Consider the following 20,602-nt stretch of genomic DNA (forward strand, 5'->3'; position numbering starts at 1 on the left):
GCGCTGCTCTCTGGCCTGTTTCCATGTCAGAATAACGACAGGACCAGCGCTGCGCACGCCGCTTCGATGACCGGGGCACAGCATCCGCCGGGCGGCATCGGGCGCGGACGAACCGACCACCCCCATCCACCAACGACATCGCGCGCCGTTATCAGGCGTCCAGCGGCGGCAATCCGGCGCGCGCCAACGCGTCCGCCAGATAGGCAGCAAAGGCCGCGTCCCGCCCCGGCAGCCGATGCCGCAGCCAGGCCAGCCCCACCAGTCCCCGCCAGGCATTGAGCGCATCCGGCTCCATCCCCGCCAGCTTGCGATAGCGCCCGACATAATAGGCCGTCGTCGCGTCGCGCAGCTTACCCTCCAGCCGGCCGGCCGACTGCCCCGGCCCGAAGCGCATCAGCATCTCGCTGCGCACCACATCGGCCGCCGGCGCCGATCGCGCCGCCTTGGACCAGTCGATCACCGCCAGCCCGTCGCCGCTGACGATCAGATTGGCCGGATGCAGGTCGCCATGCGACAGCCGGTCACCCTCGATCAACTGGTCCAGCCGGTCGATCGCCGCCGCACGCAGCCGATCGCCGATCGGCGCCATCTCGATATCCTCGGCCAATATCGCCTTGCGGCTGCGCAGCGCGGGCAGGTCATGCCCATGGATGGCCCGCTGCAACGCCGCCATCGCGCCCATCGCCCAGCCGATCCGATGGGGATGGCGGACGATATGATGGAGCAGGTTCGGCCCCTCTATCTCGCTATAGATGATGCCCTGCCGCCCGCCAGCCTCCGCGCGCCCGAACACGCGCGGCACCGGCAGACCGGTCGCCTGGATCGCCTGCGCCGTCGCATGTTCTCGCGCGATGATCCCGGCATCGACGCCGTCATGGAACAGCTTGAGCACCCTGCCCCCCTCCAGCCGATAGACCGCGGCGGAAGCGCCCTCGGCATGAAGGTGGAAGGATCGGGCAGGCTCATGCCCCTCGCCTGTGCCGCACCCGAACAGGCTTGACCAGTGTTTTTGCGCCGATACGCGCCATCAGCGACGCGACCGCCATGTCCGTTCCCATCGCCCGCAGCCCGAGGCCCCGTCCCGCCGCGCTAGAATCGGAAGGACAGATTTCCCCGCCACTGCCAGCTCGACAGGCCGCCCGATCCGATCCCGTAATATTCGCCCGATCCGATCAGCGCGACATTGCCGCGCAACTGGATACGCGTGCCGAACCGGACCGATCCGGTCGCCGGCGTGGTCGCGATCAGGCGCAGGTCCGGCCCCAGGACACGGCCGCCATTGGGGCGCAGATAGGCGAAATCGACGCCACCCTCGACATAGGGGGTGATGACCATGTCATCCGATCGGAACGGCCGGCTGATCTCCAGCGACGTCGCCACCGCGCCATAATCATAGCGCGCATCGCCCTGCAGCACGCGCAGGTCGATATTGCCCACCTGCCCCTGCAGCACATAATCGTCGTGCCAGATGCTGGCATAGCTCCACGACAGGCGGGGCCGCAGCAGGAAGCTGCCGATCGGGCGCTGCGCGCTCATCCCGACCGTGCCCGACAGGGTGAAGCTGTCATGCTTGCCCGACAGCATCAGCACATGCTGTTCATATTCGCCGAAGTTGAAGCCGATGCTGGCATCCAGCACCACGTCCGAATCTGCCATCCGATGCACCATGTATGGCTTCACCGTGATGGAATCGGCCTGCTGGCGCATGCCGCCATTGAAGGATTTATAATCCGAATTGCCGAACTGGATGGCCAGGCCGGCAACGGTGCGCTTGTCGATCCAGCGATCCAGGCCAATATTATACTGGTTCGCGCTGCCCCTGGTCCGGGCGCCGGAACGGTCATCCTTCAGCGTCGAATAGCTCCATTCTCCCCAGGCGGTCCAGCGCCGGCGGGCATTGGCCGCAATCCGGCAGGCCTTCTCGACCAGTTGCGGATCGCCCCGCAGCCGGCCGTCACGCCCGGCCCGGCAGACCTCATCGGCGGTCATCAGCATCGGGCGCCGCTCATCGCGGCCCGGCGCGACACCGGTCGGCGCGATCGGCGGCAGCGTCTCGGGGCGCGGCCGCTGTATCGGCCGCACGGTCGGCCCGCCTACATCCGGGTCAGGACGCAAGCCCGGTATCACCGTGTCGGGATCAGGTCGCAAGCCCGGCGTCACTGTATCCGGATCGGGTCGCAAGCCCGGCGTCACCGTATCCGGGTCAGGCCGCAGGCCCGGCGTCACCGTATCCGGATCAGGTCGCAGCCCCGGCGTCACCGTATCCGGGTCAGGCCGCAGACCCGGCGTCACCGTATCGGGATCGGGCCGCAAACCCGGCGTCACCGTATCGGGATCAGGCCGCAGGCCCGGCGTCACCGTATCGGGATCGGGCCGCAAACCCGGCGTCACCGTATCCGGGTCAGGCCGCAGCCCCGGCGTCACCGTATCCGGGTCAGGCCGCAAGCCCGGCGTCACCGTATCCGGGTCAGGCCGCAGACCCGGCGTCACCGTATCCGGGTCAGGCCGCAAGCCCGGCGTCACCGTATCCGGGTCAGGCCGCAGACCCGGCGTCACCGTGTCCGGATCGGGTCGCAAGCCCGGCGTCACCGTATCCGGATCAGGCCGCAGCCCCGGCGTCACCGTATCCGGGTCAGGACGCAAGCCCGGTGTCACCGTATCCGGATCAGGTCGCAAGCCCGGTGTCACCGTATCCGGATCAGGCCGCAAGCCCGGCGTCACCGTGTCCGGATCAGGACGCAGTCCCGGCGTCACCGTATCCGGGTCAGGACGCAGTCCCGGCGTCACCGTATCCGGGTCAGGTCGCAGTCCCGGCGTCACCGTATCCGGATCAGGCCGCAGACCCGGCGTCACCGTGTCAGGATCAGGACGCAGACCCGGCGTCACCGTGTCAGGATCAGGCCGCAGTCCTGGCGTCACCGTATCCGGATCGGGCCGCAAGCCCGGTGTCACCGTATCCGGGTCAGGTCGCAGACCCGGCGTCACCGTATCCGGATCAGGACGCAAGCCCGGTGTCACCGTATCGGGATCAGGCCGCAGGCCCGGTGTCACCGTATCCGGGTCAGGCCGCAAGCCCGGCGTCACCGTATCCGGATCAGGACGCAGCCCCGGCGTCACCGTATCCGGATCAGGGCGCAGGCCCGGCGTCACCGTATCGGGATCAGGTCGCAGACCCGGCGTCACCGTGTCCGGGTCAGGCCGCAGACCCGGCGTCACCGTGTCCGGGTCAGGCCGCAGACCCGGCGTCACCGTGTCCGGATCAGGACGCAAGCCCGGCGTCACCGTGTCAGGATCAGGCCGTATTTCAGGTGTTGGCGTATCCGGGTCCGGGCGGACTTCCGGTGTCACCGTATCGGGGTCTGGTCGCGCCTCGGGCGTAATGGGAACGGGCACCGGCCGCAGTTCGGGCGTGACGATTTCGGGATCGGGGTGCCGTTCCGGGGTCACCGTGTCGGGGTCAGGCCGCAAACCTGGCGTCACCGTATCCGGATCAGGCCGCAGCCCCGGCGTCACTGTATCGGGGTTCGGGCGCAGTTCCGGCGTCACGGTCTCGGGCAAGGGCCGCAATCCGGGCGTGATCAAATCCGGATTGGGGCGCAACCCCGGCGTTACCGTATCCGGCAAGGGGCGCAGCCCCGGCGTCACCGTATCCGGGTTCGGCCGCAATTCCGGCGTCACGGTCTCGGGCAAGGGCCGCAGGCCGGGCGTGATCAAATCCGGATTGGGGCGCAACCCCGGCGTTACCGTATCCGGCAAGGGGCGCAGGCCGGGCGTCACCGTATCCGGGTTCGGCCGCAATTCCGGCGTCACCAGATCAGGCAGTTCCGGGTCCGGCCGGTTCCAGTGATCGGGGAAATTGATGCCGCCCGGATGCTGGTCGGCCGAATCGACGAAATTGTCATATTCCGCATATTCGGTGCGAATATGGGCGAACAGATTATGGGTGCCGCCATTTTCCCGCACGATGGGCGATACCGTCAGGTGCAGGCCGGTATCGGGCTGGGTCCAACTGTCCACCCGCTCCGCGGTCTCGGGAAAGACGACGAAAAACTCGCCCGGATCGACGCCGGACAGCCACACCGAATGGTCCTTGCCCTCGGTCCAGCCCAGGAAGATGATCCGCCCCGCGGGCGTCTCGCTCTGGGCCATGGCCCCCGTCGTCGCCAATGTCATGCCCGCGACGCTGCCCGCCACGCTCAGGACGCCCGCATGCCAATGGAGCCGCCAATAGGTCATGCCCCGTTTCTACGTGCGATCCCATAGCCGCTGCCATCCATGGAAATCCCGAGACAGGCCGAGACGCCCCCGCAGCCGAACCAGAAACGCCCTCCGGCCGGCGCAGCGCGCCATCGTCCACGCCCGGCCATCTTCCCCTGGCCGCTCCCCCTTCCTATCTTGCCTCCCGACCGGGCAACGCCCCCTTGCCCCCACGGAACAAATCTGGAACAACGCCCCCATGAGTCTGACCCATATTTCGGTGCGCGGCGCGCGCGAGCACAACCTCAAGGGCGTGGACGTCGATCTGCCCCGCGACAGCCTGATCGTCATCACCGGCCTCTCGGGCTCGGGCAAGTCCAGCCTCGCCTTCGACACCATCTATGCCGAGGGGCAGCGCCGCTATGTGGAGTCGCTCTCCGCCTATGCGCGCCAGTTCCTGGAGATGATGCAGAAACCCGATGTCGAGCATATCGAGGGCCTCTCCCCCGCCATCTCGATCGAGCAGAAGACCACCAGCCGCAACCCGCGCTCCACGGTCGCGACCGTCACCGAGATATACGACTATATGCGCCTGCTCTGGGCGCGCGTCGGCATCCCCTATTCGCCCGCCACCGGCGAGCCAATCAGCGCGCAAACTGTCTCGCAGATGGTCGACCGGGTGATGCTCCTGCCCGAAGGCACCCGTTTCTACCTGCTCGCCCCGGTCGTGCGCGGGCGGAAGGGCGAATATCGCAAGGAACTGGCCGAGTGGCAGAAGGCGGGCTACACCCGCGTCCGCATCGACGGCGAGCTCTACCTGATCGAGGATGCCCCCGCCCTCGACAAGAAATACAAGCATGACATCGAGGTCGTGGTCGATCGCCTGGCGGTCAACGCCGACATGGCCACCCGCCTCGCCGACAGTTTCGAGCAGGCGCTGAAACTCGCAGACGGCCTCGCCTTTGTCGACCTGGCCGAGGGCGTGGTCCCCGGCCGCGAGGATGAAGCCCAGTCCGCGGGCAAGATGAAGAATGCCGGCATCCCCGCCAACCGCATCGTCTTTTCCGAGAAATTCGCCTGCCCGGTCAGCGGCTTCACCATATCCGAGATCGAGCCGCGCCTCTTCTCCTTCAACGCGCCCATGGGCGCCTGCCCGGCCTGCGACGGCCTGGGCGAGCGGCAGGAGTTCGACCCCGAACTGGTCGTCCCCAACGAAGCCCTCTCCCTGAAGAAGGGCGCCGTCGTCCCCTGGGCCAAGTCCAACCCGCCCAGCCCCTACTACATGCAGGTCTTGGGCTCCCTCGCCAAGGAATTCGGCTTCTCCCTCGACACCCCCTGGGCCGAGCTGCCGGGCGAAGTGAAGCTCATCATCCTCCACGGCACCGGCGGCAAGCCCGTCACCCTGCGCTTCGTCGACGGCAAGAAGAGCTACGAGGTCAAGAAGCCGTTCGAGGGTGTGATCGGCAACCTCAACCGCCGCCTGCTCCAGACGGAATCCGCCTGGATGCGCGAGGAACTGAGCAAATATCAGACTGCCATGCCCTGCGAGACCTGCCATGGCGCGCGCCTCAAGCCCGAGGCGCTCGCGGTCAAGATCGCCGGCGAGGACATCTCCGTCTCCACCCGCCGCTCGGTGGTGGACGCGCTCGCCTTCTTCACCGCGATGCCCGACGCGCTCAATGACCAGCAGAACCAGATCGCCCGCGCCATCCTCAAGGAAATTGTCGAGCGCCTCGGCTTCCTCAACAATGTCGGCCTCGACTATCTGAACCTCGACCGCACATCAGGCACCCTGTCGGGCGGCGAAAGCCAGCGCATCCGCCTCGCCAGCCAGATCGGCTCGGGCCTCTCGGGCGTCCTCTACGTCCTCGACGAACCCTCGATCGGCCTGCACCAGCGCGACAATGACCGGCTGCTCGTCACCCTCAAGCGCCTGCGCGACCTCGGCAACAGCGTCATCGTCGTCGAGCATGACGAGGATGCGATCCGCGCCGCCGACTATATTGTCGACATGGGGCCGGGCGCCGGCGTCCATGGCGGCACCATCGTCGCCCAGGGCACCCTGCCCGAACTGCTGGCGCACAAGGACAGCCTGACCGCGGACTATCTCAACGGCACCCGCCGCATCGAAGTCCCCGCCAAGCGCCGCAAGGGCTCGGGCAAGAAGCTCACCGTCCACAATGCCCGCGCCAACAACCTCACCGGCGTCACCGCGTCGATACCCTTAAGCACCTTCACCTGCATCACCGGCGTGTCGGGATCGGGCAAGTCCAGCTTCACAATTGATACGCTGTATGCAGCATCGGCGCGCGCCCTAAATGGAGCCAGAATAATCGCCGGCCCGCATGACAAGATCACGGGCCTGGAAAATTGCGACAAGGTCATCGACATCGACCAGTCGCCGATCGGCCGCACCCCGCGCTCCAACCCGGCCACCTACACCGGCGCCTTCACCAATATCCGCGACTGGTTCGCGGGCCTCCCCGAAGCGCAGGCGCGCGGCTACAAGCCGGGCCGCTTCTCCTTCAACGTCAAGGGCGGCCGCTGCGAAGCCTGCCAGGGCGACGGCGTGCTCAAGATCGAGATGCACTTCCTCCCCGACGTCTATGTCACCTGCGACGTCTGCCACGGCGCCCGCTACAACCGCGAGACGCTGGAGGTGAAGTTCAAGGGGATGAGCATCGCCGACGTGCTCGACATGACGGTCGAGGATGCGGTCGAATTCTTCAAGGCGGTGCCGCCGATCCGCGACAAGATGGCGATGCTCGCCGAAGTGGGCCTTGGCTATATCAAGGTCGGCCAGCAGGCCACGACCCTGTCGGGCGGCGAAGCCCAGCGCGTCAAGCTCGCCAAGGAATTGTCGCGCCGCGCCACCGGCAACACCCTCTATATCCTCGACGAACCCACCACCGGCCTGCATTTCGAGGATGTCCGCAAGCTGCTGGAAGTCCTCCACGCCCTGGTCGAACAGGGCAACAGCGTGGTCGTGATCGAGCATAATCTCGATGTCATCAAGACGGCGGATTATATTATCGACATGGGCCCCGAGGGCGGCGTCAAAGGCGGCGAAGTCGTCGCACAGGGCACGCCGGAGCAGGTGGTGAAGGAGCCGCGCAGCTTTACCGGGCGCTATCTGGCGCCGTTGCTGGGGCTGGAGGCTGTGGCGGCGGAGTAATTGGATCCATCTCGCGACGGAAGCAACAGCAGCCTAAAATAGTGCTGCCTTGCCGCTTAGATTAATATAGCCTATTTAATCGAGGCCGGGTGTGGACCCCGGCCTCTATCGCTAGTGGTGACTCAGGTCGTTCCGCGTATGGACCGCGGCCTGAGTCCCAAGCGCACTATCCACCAGCAAACAAATCGTTGCAAGCGCAAATTCAAATTAAAGCGCCAAATCCGTCGCGCCCACAAAGCTTGTTCTAGCTATCTTTTTACAAAACCAAGGCGATTGCTGGATTTAAAGGCCCATGCTATAAGCTTCAATTGACTGGAATTGTCACATTTCCGGGGTCAAAGCTAAGGAGCACCTCAATGTCCAAGCGCAGCCCACGTTATCCGCGCCACAATCTTTCAAAAGCAATTGAAATGACTAAGAAACTTTTTGATGGCGCACATCAATCCAAGATCGACGTTGACTCTGCCGCCAAGGTTATTGGCTATTCCGGCAGCAGCGGTGGAGCCGCAGCGAGCGCCCTAGGGGCATTGCGCCAGTACGGGCTTGTCGACGGACTGCGCGGCGATATGGCTGTGAGTGATCTAGCCATGAGAATTCTTCAGCCCATGGACGCGAGTGAGTTATCCGCAGCGATCAGAGAAGCAGCCATGAAGCCCGATATTTTTGAGCGCATCATTGCTCAATTCGGAGGCCGCCTTCCCGGATCGGATGAGCCAATTCGATCATTCCTAATTCGACAGGAGGGCTTTTCGACTAGTGGCGCTGACGAACTGATCGACACACTTCGATCAACTTTATCGATGACTGCTCAAACGATTGATACATCGGCTCAGACTGCGACGGCGGAACCTGAGACCGAACAAGGCGCACCTCCAGCGGATAATACACGCCGCAATCAGCTTCAACCTTCTGAGTTCCCAGAACGCGGTGAGCTTATAACGCTTCCGCTTGGCCTATTCTGTAAAGCGGAATTGAGACTGATAGGAGAGGTGACTGACGCCTCATATGCTCGGCTCATCAAACACCTTGAACTACTCCGCGAAATTGCAGCCGAGGAGGGAAGTCAATAACCATTAAATATTCGATGGAGGCCGCGATCACGATTCAGCGCAACAGCTTACTAGACTCCAAAATAATCCCAAACACTCTCCAAACCGGACCAATCCCTACCGCCTTCAATCGACACCACCCCACATCCCTGATACCCTGCCCGCATGACCAAACTCACCCCCATCGAGTCCGAGTTCGCGACGACCGAGGATGCGGAAGCCCATGACGCATGGGTCCGAGCCAAGGTGGAACGCGCACTGGCCTCCACCAAGCCGCGCATCCCGCATGACGCAGTCATGGCCAAGGCGCAGGCCGTTCTCGACAAATATAAATGACCCTGCCGGTCGTCTGGGATGACGAAGCCGAAACGGCCCTCCTGACCATCCTCGACTATATCGGGCCGCGCAACAAAGCGGCGGCCGATCGCCTCTATGCCGCCATCCGCCACACCGCCGACAATCTGCCCAGCCACCCCTATGCGCATCGCCCCGGCCGCACGCCCGGCACGCGCGAAGCCGTAGTTCACCCCAATTATATCCTCATCTACCGCGTCGCGATCGAGATATTGACGCTCGTCCACGCCCGCCAGCAATATCCCTGATCCCGCGAACAGCCGCGACGCAGGAATTGGCCTCCAGTGCGCCCAGACGGAGCCGGAGTCGAAGACGACCGCAGGGCAAAAGGGCGTTTTTCGAGTAACTCTAAACGAGACAAGGGGCTCGGTTCGACGCAGCGAACTCAAAGTACGTGAGCACCGGAACGCAGAAAGGCGCGCTTTGCAGGCCCGCATGGGCGCATTGGTGGCCAATTCCTATTCCGCTGTCCTACACCCCGCCTTTCTGCCTACCCTTCCGGCAACGCGTCCTCTTTCCCTGAAAGGGCCTTGCCATGTCCTGCGCATTTCCGCCGATCACGCCGCCCCTGCCGGACACCATCCCCACGCCCGATCCGCAGCGGCGGGTCGATGGCTGGAGCCCGGCGCGCCAGCGGCGCTTCCTGGAGATACTCGCCGCCACCGGCGTCATCATGCTCGCCTGCGAAGGGGTGCGCATCACCGCGCGCTCGGCCTACACGCTGCGCATCCGCCATGACGGCGCCGCCTTTCGCCTCGGCTGGGACGCCGCGATCCTGATCGCCCGCGCCCGCCTTGCCGACGATCTCCTGTCGCGCGCGATCATGGGCAGCGAGGAGACGATCCGCAAGGATCCCGACAATTATGAGGTCCGCCGCCACCGCCATGACAATCGCCTCGCCATGTCGATGCTCGCGCGGCTCGATCGCATGGCCGACAGCCCGCCCGAAGGGTCGGATGCCGCGCTCGCCCGTGTCGTGGCCCAGGATTTCACCGCCTATCTCGACCTCATCTGCCCGGCCGAGGAGGCCGACAAGGAGTCCGAACTGATCGGCCTGCCGCGCACCGGCATGGAGCGCATGGCCCGCGACATGGCCGACGCCCGCCTGCTCAACGGCGACCAGCCCGAGACGCCCGAACCCGTCGCGCCGGAAGCCGCACCCGCCCTCGCCCCCGCCGCCTCGGTCGCGCTCTTCATCGCCGCCCGGCTGGCGCTCCAGCCCGGTGCGAAACGCCCGCCTGTGCAGCCCGGAATCTCGCCCTTTTCCGACCGGAATGAACGGTGTGAACTTCCGCCCCATATCCACCGCGCCGACCTGCCGCCGGAGGAGGCCGCGACCCGTTTGCGCGGCGTCTGGTGGGATGAGGATCGCGAGCAACTCCGCACCGATTACCCCGCCCCGCCCGGCTTCACCGGCGACCAGAGCGAGGATTATTACGATATCGACGAGTATGACCGCGCCCTGACACAAGCCGAGGAGGCCGCCTATGCCGCGGAGTTGGAGGCGCAGGCCCGCCCCTATGAGGAGGCCGCCACCCGCGCCCGCGACGCCCGTTTCGGCTTCGCGCCGGGCAGTGACGAGGAAATCGCCGTGCTGGAAGCGGCCGGTTACGAGCTTCTGAGCGAGGATGAGGAAGACGAGGAGGAAGAGGAGGATGCGGCGGCAGCCCCCGCCGAAACGGCCAGTGATTTGCCAGGACGCCCGCAATGCCGTACAAGGGCGCTGCTATAGTCGCAAATCGACGGTCTTCGGCGCTTTGCGGCACCTATCTCCCTCTTTCCCTGCCCCTCTAGCGACCCGGCGTGCCCGCCATGGGTCCGCCGCATGAAAGAAGGAAATATCATGAGCAGCATCACCGGAACCGTGAAGTTCTTCAACGCCGACAAGGGCTATGGCTTCATCGAGCCCGACACCGGCGGCCAGGACGCGTTCGTCCACATCAGCGCGGTCGAGCGCGCCGGCCTCGCCACCCTGCGCGAGAAGGACCGCGTCACCTATGACCTCGAGCAGGACAAGCGCGGCAAGATGGCCGCGGTGAACATCGCCCACGCCGAATAATCGGCCGATCAGGCCGGGCGCCGCCGCGCGGTGGCGCCTGGTCCCGATTTATCCGGCCCGGTCAGATATAATCCTCGGCAATGCTGGCGCCGAGCAGGATCAGGTTCGCCGCGATCAGCATCGCCATGTTCGCGCGCCGGCTCCGCACCCGCAGCAGCGCGACCAGCAGGGTCAGCAGCCCCACCAGCCCGCCCAGCAGGATCGGCGCGGCATAGGGGGCAAGCGGTCCGGCGGGGGCATCGGCCACCGGCCTCACCTCCTCCAGCACGCCCTGGCCGATCGTGACCGCGACATTGGCCAGCAGCAGCCCGCCGATCACCATCCGCTTCTGCCGGTCATACCAGTCGTCGAAATCGGGCCATTGTTCCGGCTCGTCGGGAAAGATCAGCGACGCGGCAAGATGATAGACGCCCACGATCGCGAGCACCACGACCAGCGTCAGATAGCTCGCATCCATCTGGTCCCGCATGATATAGGCGCTGCCCCAAAAGCTGGTGAGGTCCAGCAGCACGAACAGTCCCAGCAGCGGCGTCAGCCAGCCGATCCGCACCGGCTTGGCGGTCCGCTTGAGCTTGAGCGCGCGGGCAAAGCCGCCCAGCACCTCGGCGATCGCCAGCCCCAGCAGCAGCCCGAACACCGCGAACACCAGATCGAATGCCGACATTGCCACCCCCTTGTCACGGCGGCCCCCGCCACCGTCCGTCGCAAGACTAGCAAGGCCCGTCGCGGACGCAATCACGCTCGGAACCCTTGCCGCCGACGCCGGTTCTTTTCCCCGACTGGCAACCAAGGAGTTCCCCATGATCCGCACCCTGATTTTCGGCGCCATCGCCGGCTATGTCGGCAAGAAGCTCTATGACGACGGCAAGCTCACCGAGTTCAAGGACGACCTCGTCGCCCGTTACAACGACGCCAAGGCGAAGCTGGAGGACCAGCGCATCCAGGACAGCCCGGCTCCGGTCGTCACCCCGGCCACGGCCAGCGGCGCCTCGCCCCTGGCGCACTGACACCCATCCTCTCGGCGGCGCGCCTCCTCGACGCGCCGTTGATGCCGTCCGCTCGCTGCCGCACTCCCCTCTCGATGGCAGCGGCGGGCGGTTTCGCGTTTCCGATCAGTATCTTGGCGCAACCTTCGCGTCGCTTGCGGGTTCTCCTCCCGACAGGGAAAAGAAGAGGAGACTATCCCGTGCGTACCCCCATAATGGCGCTTGCCGCCCTTGCCATGCTCCCGCTCGGCGCCTGCGCCTCGGACAATTATGGCGGCGGCTATGGCTATGACCGCCCCGGCGGCTACAACCGCCCGCCCGGCGGCCGTGACCGCGACCGGGATCGCCGCCCGCCGCGCCGCCATCTCGGCGACAATGACCAGATCTACCGCGACCGCGACGGCCGCTATTATTGCAAGCGGGATGACGGCACCACCGGCACCATCGTGGGCGCCATCGCCGGCGGCGTGCTCGGCAATGTCATCGCTCCCGGCGGGTCCAAGACGCTCGGCACCATCCTGGGCGGCGCCGGCGGCGCCCTTGCCGGCCGGGCCATCGACAAGAACGACATCAACTGCGAATAAGCATTTCCAAGTCAGATGGTCACATCTGACGACCAGGGAAATGCGGCAAACAAGCAATCAAAAAAAGGGCGTGGGGATCGCTCCCCACGCCCTTTCCTACTCAGGCCAATTCGGCTTACAGCTTGCCGGTCAGTTCCGGCACCACCTTGAACAGATCACCGACCAGGCCGATGTCAGCCACCTGGAAGATCGGCGCATCTTCGTCCTTGTTGATGGCGACGATGGTCTTGCTGTCCTTCATGCCGGCCAGATGCTGGATCGCACCGGAAATGCCGACGGCGATATAGACTTCCGGCGCGACGATCTTGCCGGTCTGGCCGACCTGATAGTCGTTGGGGACGTAGCCCGCGTCGACCGCAGCGCGCGAGGCACCGACGGCCGCGCCAAGCTTGTCGGCCAGCGGCATGATATATTCCTCGAAGGTCGGACCGTCCTTCAGCGCGCGGCCACCCGACACGATGATCTTGGCGCTGGTCAGCTCGGGCCGTTCCAGCTTGGCGATCTCGGCGCCGACGAAAGAGGAAATGCCCTTGTCGCCGGTCGAGGCCACGGCTTCCACCGCGCCATTGCCGCCTTCCTTGGCCGCCTTTTCAAAGGCCGTGCCGCGAACGGTGATGACCTTCTTGGCATCCTTCGACTTGACCGTCGCAATCGCGTTGCCGGCATAGATCGGACGGGTGAAGGTATCTTCGCTTTCGACCGACAGGATGTCGCTGATCTGCATGACGTCCAGCAGGGCGGCGACGCGCGGCGCGATATTCTTGCCGTTGCTGGTGGCCGGCGCGACGAACGCGTCATGATGGCCCATCAGTTCGACGATCAGCGGCGCGACATTCTCTGCCAGCGCATGACCAAAGGCCGCGTCGTCGGCGACATGGACCTTGCCCACGCCGGCAATCTTGGCGGCTTCGGCGGCAACGCCGTCGACACCCTGGCCAGCGACCAGCAGATGGACTTCGCCCAGCTTGGCTGCGGCGGTCACGGCGGAAAGGGTCGCGTCCTTGACGGCGCCGCCCTCATGTTCAACCCAAACGAGCGTCTTCGTCATGCTGCAACTCCCAGAGCCTTGAGCTTGGCCACCAGTTCATCGACATCGGCAACCTTGATGCCGGCCGAACGCTTGGGCGGTTCAGAGACCTTGAGCGTCTCCAGACGGGCGGCGATATCGACGCCGTAATCAGCCGGGGTCTTGTTCGACAGCGGCTTGGACTTGGCCTTCATGATGTTCGGCAGCGAGGCATAGCGCGGCTCGTTGAGGCGCAGGTCGGTGGTAATGATCGCCGGGGTGTTGAGCTTCACCGTCTCCAGGCCGCCATCGACTTCGCGGGTGACGTTGACCTTGTCGCCCTCGACCTCGACCTTGCTGGCAAAGGTGCCCTGCGGCAGGTTCAGCAGCGCGGCGAGCATCTGGCCGGTCTGGTTGCTGTCATCGTCGATCGCCTGCTTGCCCAGGATGATCAGGCCAGCGCCTTCCTCTTCCTGAACCTTGGCGAGCAGCTTGGCAACGCCCAGCGGTTCGACTTCGTCATCGGTCTGGATCAGGATGGCGCGGTCCGCGCCCATCGCCAACGCCGTGCGCAGCGTTTCCTGCGCCTTGGCGACGCCGATCGATACCGCCACCACCTCGGTCGCCGCGCCCTTTTCCTTCAGGCGAATGGCTTCCTCGACGGCGATCTCGTCGAACGGGTTCATGCTCATCTTGACATTGGCCAGGTCCACGCCCGTGCCATCCGCCTTCACGCGCGGCTTTACGTTATAGTCGATAACCCGCTTCACGGGCACAAGGATCTTCATTTCAACATCCTCCATTTTCACGCCATCGCCCGCCAACGCGAACACGGACGTGGGCGACCCGTTTCCAGGTCACCCACGCCCTATGGCGTATCTTCTCAGGTGATTAGGGGGCTCAGGCCGCCTTCCTCACTTCTGCCACGATCTTCTTGGCCGCATCGCCCAGATCATCGGCGGGGACGATCGGCAGACCCGAATTGGCCAGAATGTCCTTGCCCTGCTGGACGTTGGTGCCTTCCAGGCGGACAACCAGCGGGACCGACAGGTTCACTTCCTTGGCAGCTTCGACGATGCCATTGGCAATGATGTCGCACTTCATGATGCCGCCGAAGATGTTGACCAGAATGCCCTTAACGGCCGGGTCCTTCAGGATGATCTTGAACGCTGCGGTCACCTTTTCGGTGGTGGCGCCGCCACCCACGTCCAGGAAGTTGGCGGGGAATTCGCCATTCAGCTTGATGATGTCCATGGTCGCCATGGCGAGGCCAGCGCCGTTCACCATGCAGCCGATGTTACCGTCGAGCTTGATGTAGGCGAGGTCATACTTCGACGCTTCGACTTCGGCAGCATCTTCCTCGGTCAGGTCGCGCAGTTCGGCGATGTCCTTGTGACGGAACATGGCGTTGCCGTCGAAACCGACCTTGGCGTCGAGGACGAGGAGGTTGCCCTGCTCGGTCAGCGCCAGCGGGTTGACTTCGATCTGCTCGGCGTCGGTGTCGAGGAACGCGGCGTAGAGCGATGCGGCAACCTTCGAAGCCTGCTTGGCGAGGTCGCCGGTCAGGCCCAGGGCAGCGGCAACGGCGCGGCCGTGGTGCGGCTGGAAGCCGGTGGCCGGATCGACCGAGAAGCTGTGGATCTTTTCGGGGGTCGAGTGAGCGACCTCTTCAATGTCCATGCCGCCTTCGGTCGACACGACGAACGCGATGCGGCTGGTGGCGCGATCGACCAGCAGCGCCAGATAGAATTCCTTGGCGATGTCGGCGCCGTCGGTGATGTACAGACGGTTGACCTGCTTGCCTGCGTCGCCGGTCTGGATGGTGACCAGCGTGTTGCCGAGCATGTCGGTGGCGTGGGCCTTCACCTCGTCCAGGTTGAAGGCCAGGCGGACGCCGCCCTTGGCTTCGGGGGCCAGTTCCTTGAACTTGCCCTTGCCGCGGCCACCAGCGTGGATCTGCGACTTCACGACATAGAGCGGCCCGGGCAGCTTCTTGGCGGCCTCGACGGCTTCCTCGACGGTGAAGGCAGCGTGACCGGCGGCGATCGGCGCGCCATACTTGGCGAGCAGTTCCTTCGCCTGATATTCGTGAATGTTCATGGGCTAGCCCGTCCTTTGTTCACAGGAAAACTGTTGAGGCGGGTTAAGCACAGGCGAGGAAGCAGGGCCAGAGCCATTTCGCAAAACGACTTTGCAAAATTGCAAAACCCTTGCGAAGCCCGACCCTGCTTTATTGTGAAATCGGCGTCAGAAGGAGCAGTGAATGGCGGCCTTGCTGGTCACCAGGAAAATCTCCGGATCCTCCAGCGCACGGACTTTATAGAGCAGTTCGTCCATGCTCATCTTGCCCATGTGCGACTTGTGGAGCGAGGCGATCGACTGGAGCCGCCTCAACTGCACCAGGCTGAGCCGATCGACCATGCGTTCGGCCATACAGCCCGCCATTCGCGGCGAAAGACCAGCATCGATCAGCCCGGCGCGCACGCGTGATTCGGGGGAAACGCTGGCGCAGGAGGCCAGCAGAAGGGAGCCGGCGAGCGCGCCGATCGTTGCACGAAAAGATATGATTGCCATGGACATGGCCATGACAGCAGATGGCTGAACAGAGTCTAAATGCGCAGGACAGCCAAAGGAGTTTGCATGGATCGGATATTTTCCGCCCTGTCGGCACGGATCGCCAGTTGGACTGGCCAGCCGCTCGCCTTCATCCTGGCGGTCGGCGTGGTATTGATCTGGGGCGTGACCGGCCCGCTCTTCCACTATTCCGACACTTGGCAACTGGTGATCAATACCGGCACGACCATCGTAACCTTCCTGATGGTCTTCCTGATCCAGAATGCCCAAAACCGCGACGGCGCCGCGATCCAGGCCAAGCTCGACGAACTGATCCGTTCGATCGAGACCGCGCGCAACGACTTCATCGGCATCGAACATCTGACCGAAGCCGAACTGGAGAAAATCAAGAAGATACTGGAGCGCGAATGCGGTGCCGATGGCCCGCATCAGGACGTGATCGATCGCCTGATTTCCCGTCGATAGCGCGATGGCGCAACGATCGGAGGATCAATGCGCCGGAATGATCAGCCTTTCCTGCTGCTCATTCCGCCTGCGATATGCTTCAACCTGATCGATATAACCGCGTGCCAAACCTTCATAAGCAGCGCGCCCCTCGGGCGATGCTGTTGCCTGCGCATTTATCAGCGACATCTGCTGGCGATGCAGCAGATAGTTGACGTCCGTCTCCATCGGTTCGCCCTCCTCCCGTATTTTTCGAAAGTGCGGTCGGCACGCTGACGCGATGCGAGTCGCGGCAACGGCAGGGCGATAGTAGCATGAAGGTTAATGCTACGCGATTCCCCTCACCCCGCGCCCCGCGCGACCGATCGCGGCGTTGGCGCGCAACGGAGGACCGCATAACCGCACAGCGCGGACAGCAAGGATCCGCCAAGGATGCCGATCTTGGCCTCCTCGACCAGCAATGGCTGCCCCGGAAAGGCGAGCGCACCAATGAACAGGCTCATGGTAAAGCCAATGCCGCACAGCAACGCCATGCCGTAAATCTGCACCCAGGTCGCACCCGAAGGCCGCGCCGCGATGCCCAGCTTCTGCGCCAGCCAGATACTGCCGAACACACCCAGTTGCTTGCCAAGCAGCAGCCCCAGCGCCACGCCGATCGGCAAGGGGCTGAGCAGAGCGCCGATCGCCTCGCCATTGAGCGTGATGCCGGCATTGGCGAAGCCGAAGAGCGGCACGATCAGATAGGCGCTCCAGGGATGGATCAGATGTTCCAGACGATGGAGCGGACTGTCCACCGCATCCGGCGCCCCCGGCGTGCGATTGACCGGAATGGTGATGGCGGCAAGCACGCCCGCGATCGTGGCATGCACGCCCGACAGCAGCATCAGATACCAGAGCAGCAGGAAGCCGATGAGATAAGGTGCCAAGGCCCGCACACCGACGCGGTTCATGCCGAACATGACCAACAGGACGGTAAAGGCACCGGCCAAAGCCATGACATCCAGCCCTTGGCTATAGGCCAGCGCAATGATCGCGACCGCGCCCATATCGTCGACGATCGCAACCGCGGTCAGGAACAGCTTGATCGATGCGGGAGCCCGCGATCCCAGCAGCGCCAGAACCCCAATCGCAAAGGCAATATCGGTCGCTGCCGGGATCGCCCAGCCGCGCGCCAGGGCCGGCTCCCCAGCCGTAACGGCCAGATAGACCAGCGCCGGCGCGATCATGCCCGCCCCCGCCGCGATGAAAGGGAGGCGCCGCCTCTCCCAGGTGGACAGGCCGCCATCGACGAACTCACGTTTGATCTCCAACCCGACGAGCAGGAAGAAGATCGCCATCAGTCCGTCATTGACCCACAAATGGATCGTCATGGGACCGAGTGCGGGAGCAAGCACCGGCCCCGTCACCATATGGAAGATGTCATGATAGACATGGCCGGCAGCACCCGGAAGATTCGCCATGATCATTGCGATCGCGGCCGAAATCATCAGCAAGACGCCACTGCCTGCTTCTCCCTTCAGGAAATTCCTGAGGGCGGACACGGGCCGTTCGGTCACGTCTCTTCTCCATAAGTGCTTGCCGGTATTGCCATTCTTCCCCCTTAGGGAAATTTCCGCTCAGGTCCAACCCAGATCAGCCGGCCAATGTTGACAGCCTTTCTCCAAAATACTTGGAAGACCGCTGTTCTCATGACATAAATTCGCCCTGCCGCATGGCGATCGGGACAGGGGAAATCCGGGATCGTGGGGGACATGCTCTTTGGCGCGCTACAGGCGCTGCATTATGAGATATTGTTGTTCGCGGTCATCGGCTTCGCCTTGGGCGGGCTGGATGATCTGGCGATCGACCTTCTGTTCCTGATCCGCCGAGCCTGGCGGGCGGTCCGGCATCCTCGCCGCCTCCGCATGACGATGGCGACATTGCCACCTTCATCGACGCCCGGCCGTATCGCCATCTTCATTCCTGCCTGGCAGGAAGCGGACGTCATCGGCGCGATGCTGCGCCATGCCGTACATTGCTGGGGCGATGCCGATTATCGCATATTCGTCGGCGCCTATCCCAATGATCCCGCAACGATCGACGCGATTGCGTCCATCGCCATCGATCAACCGCATATCATATTGTGCGTGAATGACCGCCCCGGCCCGACTACCAAGGCCGATTGCCTGAACATCAACTGGCGCAGCATGCTGGCGGAAGAAGGCCGAAGCGGCATCCGGTTCAAGGCCGTCGTCATGCACGACGCAGAAGATGTCGTGCATCCCGATGAAATCCGGCTGTTCGATCATATGATCGACCGGTTCGCGCTCGTGCAATTGCCGGTACTCCCCCTACCGGGTCGCGGCACCTGGTTTTCCCGTGCGATCGCCAATCATTATTGTGATGAGTTTGCTGAAGCCCATGGCAAGTCCCTGACAGTGAGGGAATTTCTTGGCGCATCCATTCCCTCTGCCGGCGTCGCCTGCGCCTTTGAAAGAAATATATTGGCCGCCCTCGCCCCGCACCCCGGTGCGGGGCCATTCGATCCGGGATCATTGACCGAAGATTATGAAGCGGGGTTGCGGATCGCCGACATGGGCGGCCGGGGCATCTTCCTGCGCATCCGTGACGCACAGGGCCGACTGGTCGCGACCCGCGAATATTTTCCCGACAGCGCCCCGGCCGCCATCCGCCAGAAGGCACGCTGGATCATCGGCATTTCGCTTGCCGGATGGGACCGGATGGGCTGGCAGGGTGGCCCGGCCGAATGGTGGATGCGGATCAGGGACCGGCGCGCCACCCTTGCGGCCCTGATCATCGTCGCCGCCTACGTCACGCTGCTGTTCTGGAGCATATTGGAACTGGCGCGCCCATTCCTGGCACCGCAAGTGCGCCCGTCGACGCCGCTGATCGACAGCTTGCTGACACTCAATCTCTGGCTCATGGCATGGCGCATCACGATGCGCGCAATCTTTGCCGGCCATGCCTATGGCTGGCGGCATGGACTGGCGGCCGTGCCGCGCATGTTCGTCGGCAACGCGATCGCTATCCTCGCCGCCCGGCGCGCCGTGATCCTCTATGTCCAGTCGCTGCTGGGCAAGCCGCTGGTGTGGGACAAGACGCAACATCGCTTCCCCGACATGGAGGAGCAGGCATGATCGGATCATCGGCCGATGGACGGCCGGTGCGCTTCTTTTTCATGCTGTGCATCGGCTGGACCGGCATGCGTCTGTTCGGCACGATCGCATCGACAGCGCCGCTACCAGCGACAGTGCCAACCCCGGCCAAAGGCAGTCGGATCGGCTCCCCCACCCGTCAGGAGCGCATGATCCCGATCATCCACAGAACAGAGACAGCAATATATTCTGGCAACAAGTGGCAACCCATCCGTGCGAGTTCGCCCTTCAAGCCAGTCAGGACCGCTTATGCCATCGCGCCACTATCGACTGCATGGTCGTTGGCCTCTGGCACCTCCAGACAAAGACCTCCCCTAACCCGACCCAAAGCCATGGAACCGCTTGCCATTTCGGTATCGACCATATCGCTCGTCGGTCATGATCGCTGGCAAGGCAGCGCCTGGCTGCTCTGGCGCTCCGGCGGTGGTTCTTCGGCAGACCTCGCCACTGTGGGGCGCCTTGGCGGGTCGCAGGCCGGGGCACGGATCGACTTCGACCTGATGCCCCGATCCTCGGGGCGCCTTGCAGCTTATGGTCGGGCCACGACGGCCCTCCAGTCGCCAGAAGCGCCCGAAACCGCGATCGGCCTGTCCTATCAGCCAATACGCCATATTGCCGTCAGCCTTGCCGCCGAACGACGGATCGCGCTCGATACCCAGGCACGCGACGCCTTCGCGCTGCTGTTCGTTGGTGGTTTTGGCCCCAGACCCATTGCCGGACCGATAGAGGCCAGCCTTTATGCCCAGACCGGCATGGTAGGACTGCGCAAGCGCGACCTTTTCATCGACGGAAAATTCTCGCTGCTCGCGCCGATCAAGGACAGCCCTCTGCGCGTTGGCCTCAGCCTGTCTGGTGGTGCGCAACCCGATGTCGAACGACTGGATATCGGCCCCGAAATCCAGTTTCGTCTGCCCCTTCCAGCGATCGCCGCACGCATCGGGATCGAATGGCGTGAACGTGTCGCCGGTCAAGCCAAACCGGCTTCAGGCCTGGCGGTCACACTCGCCGCCGATTTTTAG

At 64.1% G+C, this 20,602-nt stretch carries 20 protein-coding genes; 11 read left to right on the forward strand and 9 right to left on the reverse strand.

What is annotated here, in order from left to right; genetic code table 11:
* Positions 1 to 151: 151 nt before the first annotated feature.
* Both BRX37_RS15965 and BRX37_RS15970 read right to left on the reverse strand, forming a co-directional pair.
* Positions 152 to 892 carry a phosphotransferase gene (locus tag BRX37_RS15965; RefSeq protein ID WP_318276714.1) on the reverse strand — a complete coding sequence of 247 codons (741 nt, stop codon included), beginning with the start codon at positions 890 to 892 and terminating at the stop codon, positions 152 to 154.
* Between the two features lie 197 nt (positions 893 to 1,089).
* Positions 1,090 to 4,236: an autotransporter domain-containing protein gene (locus BRX37_RS15970; RefSeq protein WP_125988154.1), complete on the reverse strand. Its 3,147-nt coding sequence runs from the start codon at positions 4,234 to 4,236 to the stop codon at positions 1,090 to 1,092.
* 220 nt (positions 4,237 to 4,456) lie between these two features.
* Between BRX37_RS15970 and uvrA the strand changes: the two genes are divergently transcribed.
* The 6 genes from uvrA to BRX37_RS16000 all read left to right on the forward strand — a co-directional run bounded on the left by uvrA (position 4,457) and on the right by BRX37_RS16000 (position 10,834).
* Positions 4,457 to 7,372, forward strand: a complete 2,916-nt coding sequence (uvrA, locus tag BRX37_RS15975; RefSeq protein ID WP_125988156.1) for an excinuclease ABC subunit UvrA — start codon at positions 4,457 to 4,459, stop codon at positions 7,370 to 7,372.
* Between the two features lie 356 nt (positions 7,373 to 7,728).
* A complete protein-coding gene (locus BRX37_RS15980; protein ID WP_125988158.1) occupies positions 7,729 to 8,442 on the forward strand; it encodes a hypothetical protein in 714 nt (237 codons plus the stop codon).
* A 144-nt stretch (positions 8,443 to 8,586) separates the two neighbouring features.
* Positions 8,587 to 8,757, forward strand: a complete 171-nt coding sequence (relB, locus tag BRX37_RS15985) for a type II toxin-antitoxin system RelB family antitoxin (protein ID WP_010336649.1) — start codon at positions 8,587 to 8,589, stop codon at positions 8,755 to 8,757.
* Positions 8,754 to 9,023: a type II toxin-antitoxin system RelE/ParE family toxin gene (locus BRX37_RS15990; RefSeq protein WP_125988160.1), complete on the forward strand. Its 270-nt coding sequence runs from the start codon at positions 8,754 to 8,756 to the stop codon at positions 9,021 to 9,023. The genes relB and BRX37_RS15990 overlap by 4 nt, the downstream gene beginning before the upstream one ends.
* A gap of 287 nt (positions 9,024 to 9,310) precedes the next feature.
* Positions 9,311 to 10,507: a hypothetical protein gene (locus BRX37_RS15995; RefSeq protein WP_125988162.1), complete on the forward strand. Its 1,197-nt coding sequence runs from the start codon at positions 9,311 to 9,313 to the stop codon at positions 10,505 to 10,507.
* A gap of 111 nt (positions 10,508 to 10,618) precedes the next feature.
* Entirely contained in the window at positions 10,619 to 10,834 is a 216-nt protein-coding gene (locus BRX37_RS16000) for a cold-shock protein (protein ID WP_004207726.1), read from the forward strand.
* A gap of 61 nt (positions 10,835 to 10,895) precedes the next feature.
* On the opposite strand, the gene BRX37_RS16005 is transcribed toward BRX37_RS16000, so the two are convergent.
* A complete protein-coding gene (locus BRX37_RS16005) occupies positions 10,896 to 11,498 on the reverse strand; it encodes a hypothetical protein (protein ID WP_037491660.1) in 603 nt (200 codons plus the stop codon).
* A 136-nt stretch (positions 11,499 to 11,634) separates the two neighbouring features.
* Between BRX37_RS16005 and BRX37_RS16010 the strand changes: the two genes are divergently transcribed.
* Positions 11,635 to 11,841 carry a hypothetical protein gene (locus tag BRX37_RS16010; RefSeq protein WP_010336653.1) on the forward strand — a complete coding sequence of 69 codons (207 nt, stop codon included), beginning with the start codon at positions 11,635 to 11,637 and terminating at the stop codon, positions 11,839 to 11,841.
* A gap of 179 nt (positions 11,842 to 12,020) precedes the next feature.
* Positions 12,021 to 12,404 carry a glycine zipper 2TM domain-containing protein gene (locus BRX37_RS16015; RefSeq protein WP_004207729.1) on the forward strand — a complete coding sequence of 128 codons (384 nt, stop codon included), beginning with the start codon at positions 12,021 to 12,023 and terminating at the stop codon, positions 12,402 to 12,404.
* 115 nt (positions 12,405 to 12,519) lie between these two features.
* Here BRX37_RS16015 and BRX37_RS16020 read toward each other — a convergent pair whose 3' ends face one another.
* The 4 genes from BRX37_RS16020 to BRX37_RS16035 all read right to left on the reverse strand — a co-directional run bounded on the left by BRX37_RS16020 (position 12,520) and on the right by BRX37_RS16035 (position 15,984).
* The gene (locus BRX37_RS16020; protein WP_037512249.1) at positions 12,520 to 13,452 is read right to left on the reverse strand and encodes an electron transfer flavoprotein subunit alpha/FixB family protein; all 933 of its coding nucleotides are present in this window, start codon (positions 13,450 to 13,452) and stop codon (positions 12,520 to 12,522) included.
* On the reverse strand, positions 13,449 to 14,198 hold the full coding sequence (locus BRX37_RS16025; protein WP_125988164.1) for an electron transfer flavoprotein subunit beta/FixA family protein: 750 nt from the start codon (positions 14,196 to 14,198) through the stop codon (positions 13,449 to 13,451). Before BRX37_RS16025 ends, BRX37_RS16020 begins: the two co-directional genes overlap by 4 nt.
* A gap of 112 nt (positions 14,199 to 14,310) precedes the next feature.
* A complete protein-coding gene (gene sucC, locus BRX37_RS16030) occupies positions 14,311 to 15,510 on the reverse strand; it encodes an ADP-forming succinate--CoA ligase subunit beta (RefSeq protein ID WP_097384050.1) in 1,200 nt (399 codons plus the stop codon).
* Between the two features lie 147 nt (positions 15,511 to 15,657).
* Positions 15,658 to 15,984, reverse strand: a complete 327-nt coding sequence (locus BRX37_RS16035) for a hypothetical protein (RefSeq protein ID WP_125988166.1) — start codon at positions 15,982 to 15,984, stop codon at positions 15,658 to 15,660.
* Between the two features lie 66 nt (positions 15,985 to 16,050).
* On the opposite strand from BRX37_RS16035, the gene BRX37_RS16040 reads away from it, so the two are divergent.
* A complete protein-coding gene (locus tag BRX37_RS16040; RefSeq protein WP_017502013.1) occupies positions 16,051 to 16,449 on the forward strand; it encodes a low affinity iron permease family protein in 399 nt (132 codons plus the stop codon).
* A gap of 24 nt (positions 16,450 to 16,473) precedes the next feature.
* On the opposite strand, the gene BRX37_RS16045 is transcribed toward BRX37_RS16040, so the two are convergent.
* On the reverse strand, positions 16,474 to 16,656 hold the full coding sequence (locus tag BRX37_RS16045) for a hypothetical protein (protein WP_010336659.1): 183 nt from the start codon (positions 16,654 to 16,656) through the stop codon (positions 16,474 to 16,476).
* Positions 16,657 to 16,769: 113 nt separating this feature from the next.
* On the reverse strand, positions 16,770 to 17,984 hold the full coding sequence (gene nhaA, locus BRX37_RS16050) for a Na+/H+ antiporter NhaA (protein ID WP_125988168.1): 1,215 nt from the start codon (positions 17,982 to 17,984) through the stop codon (positions 16,770 to 16,772).
* Between the two features lie 195 nt (positions 17,985 to 18,179).
* On the opposite strand from nhaA, the gene BRX37_RS16055 reads away from it, so the two are divergent.
* The gene (locus BRX37_RS16055) at positions 18,180 to 19,565 is read left to right on the forward strand and encodes a glycosyl transferase family protein (RefSeq protein ID WP_125988229.1); all 1,386 of its coding nucleotides are present in this window, start codon (positions 18,180 to 18,182) and stop codon (positions 19,563 to 19,565) included.
* 26 nt (positions 19,566 to 19,591) lie between these two features.
* Positions 19,592 to 20,602 (forward strand): hypothetical protein, encoded by a 1,011-nt coding sequence (locus BRX37_RS16060; protein WP_318276715.1) that lies wholly within the window; start codon positions 19,592 to 19,594, stop codon positions 20,600 to 20,602.

Origin of the sequence: Sphingomonas sp. S-NIH.Pt3_0716 (genome assembly GCF_003950715.1) — a bacterium.
GTDB classification, from domain to species: domain Bacteria; phylum Pseudomonadota; class Alphaproteobacteria; order Sphingomonadales; family Sphingomonadaceae; genus Sphingobium; species Sphingobium yanoikuyae_A.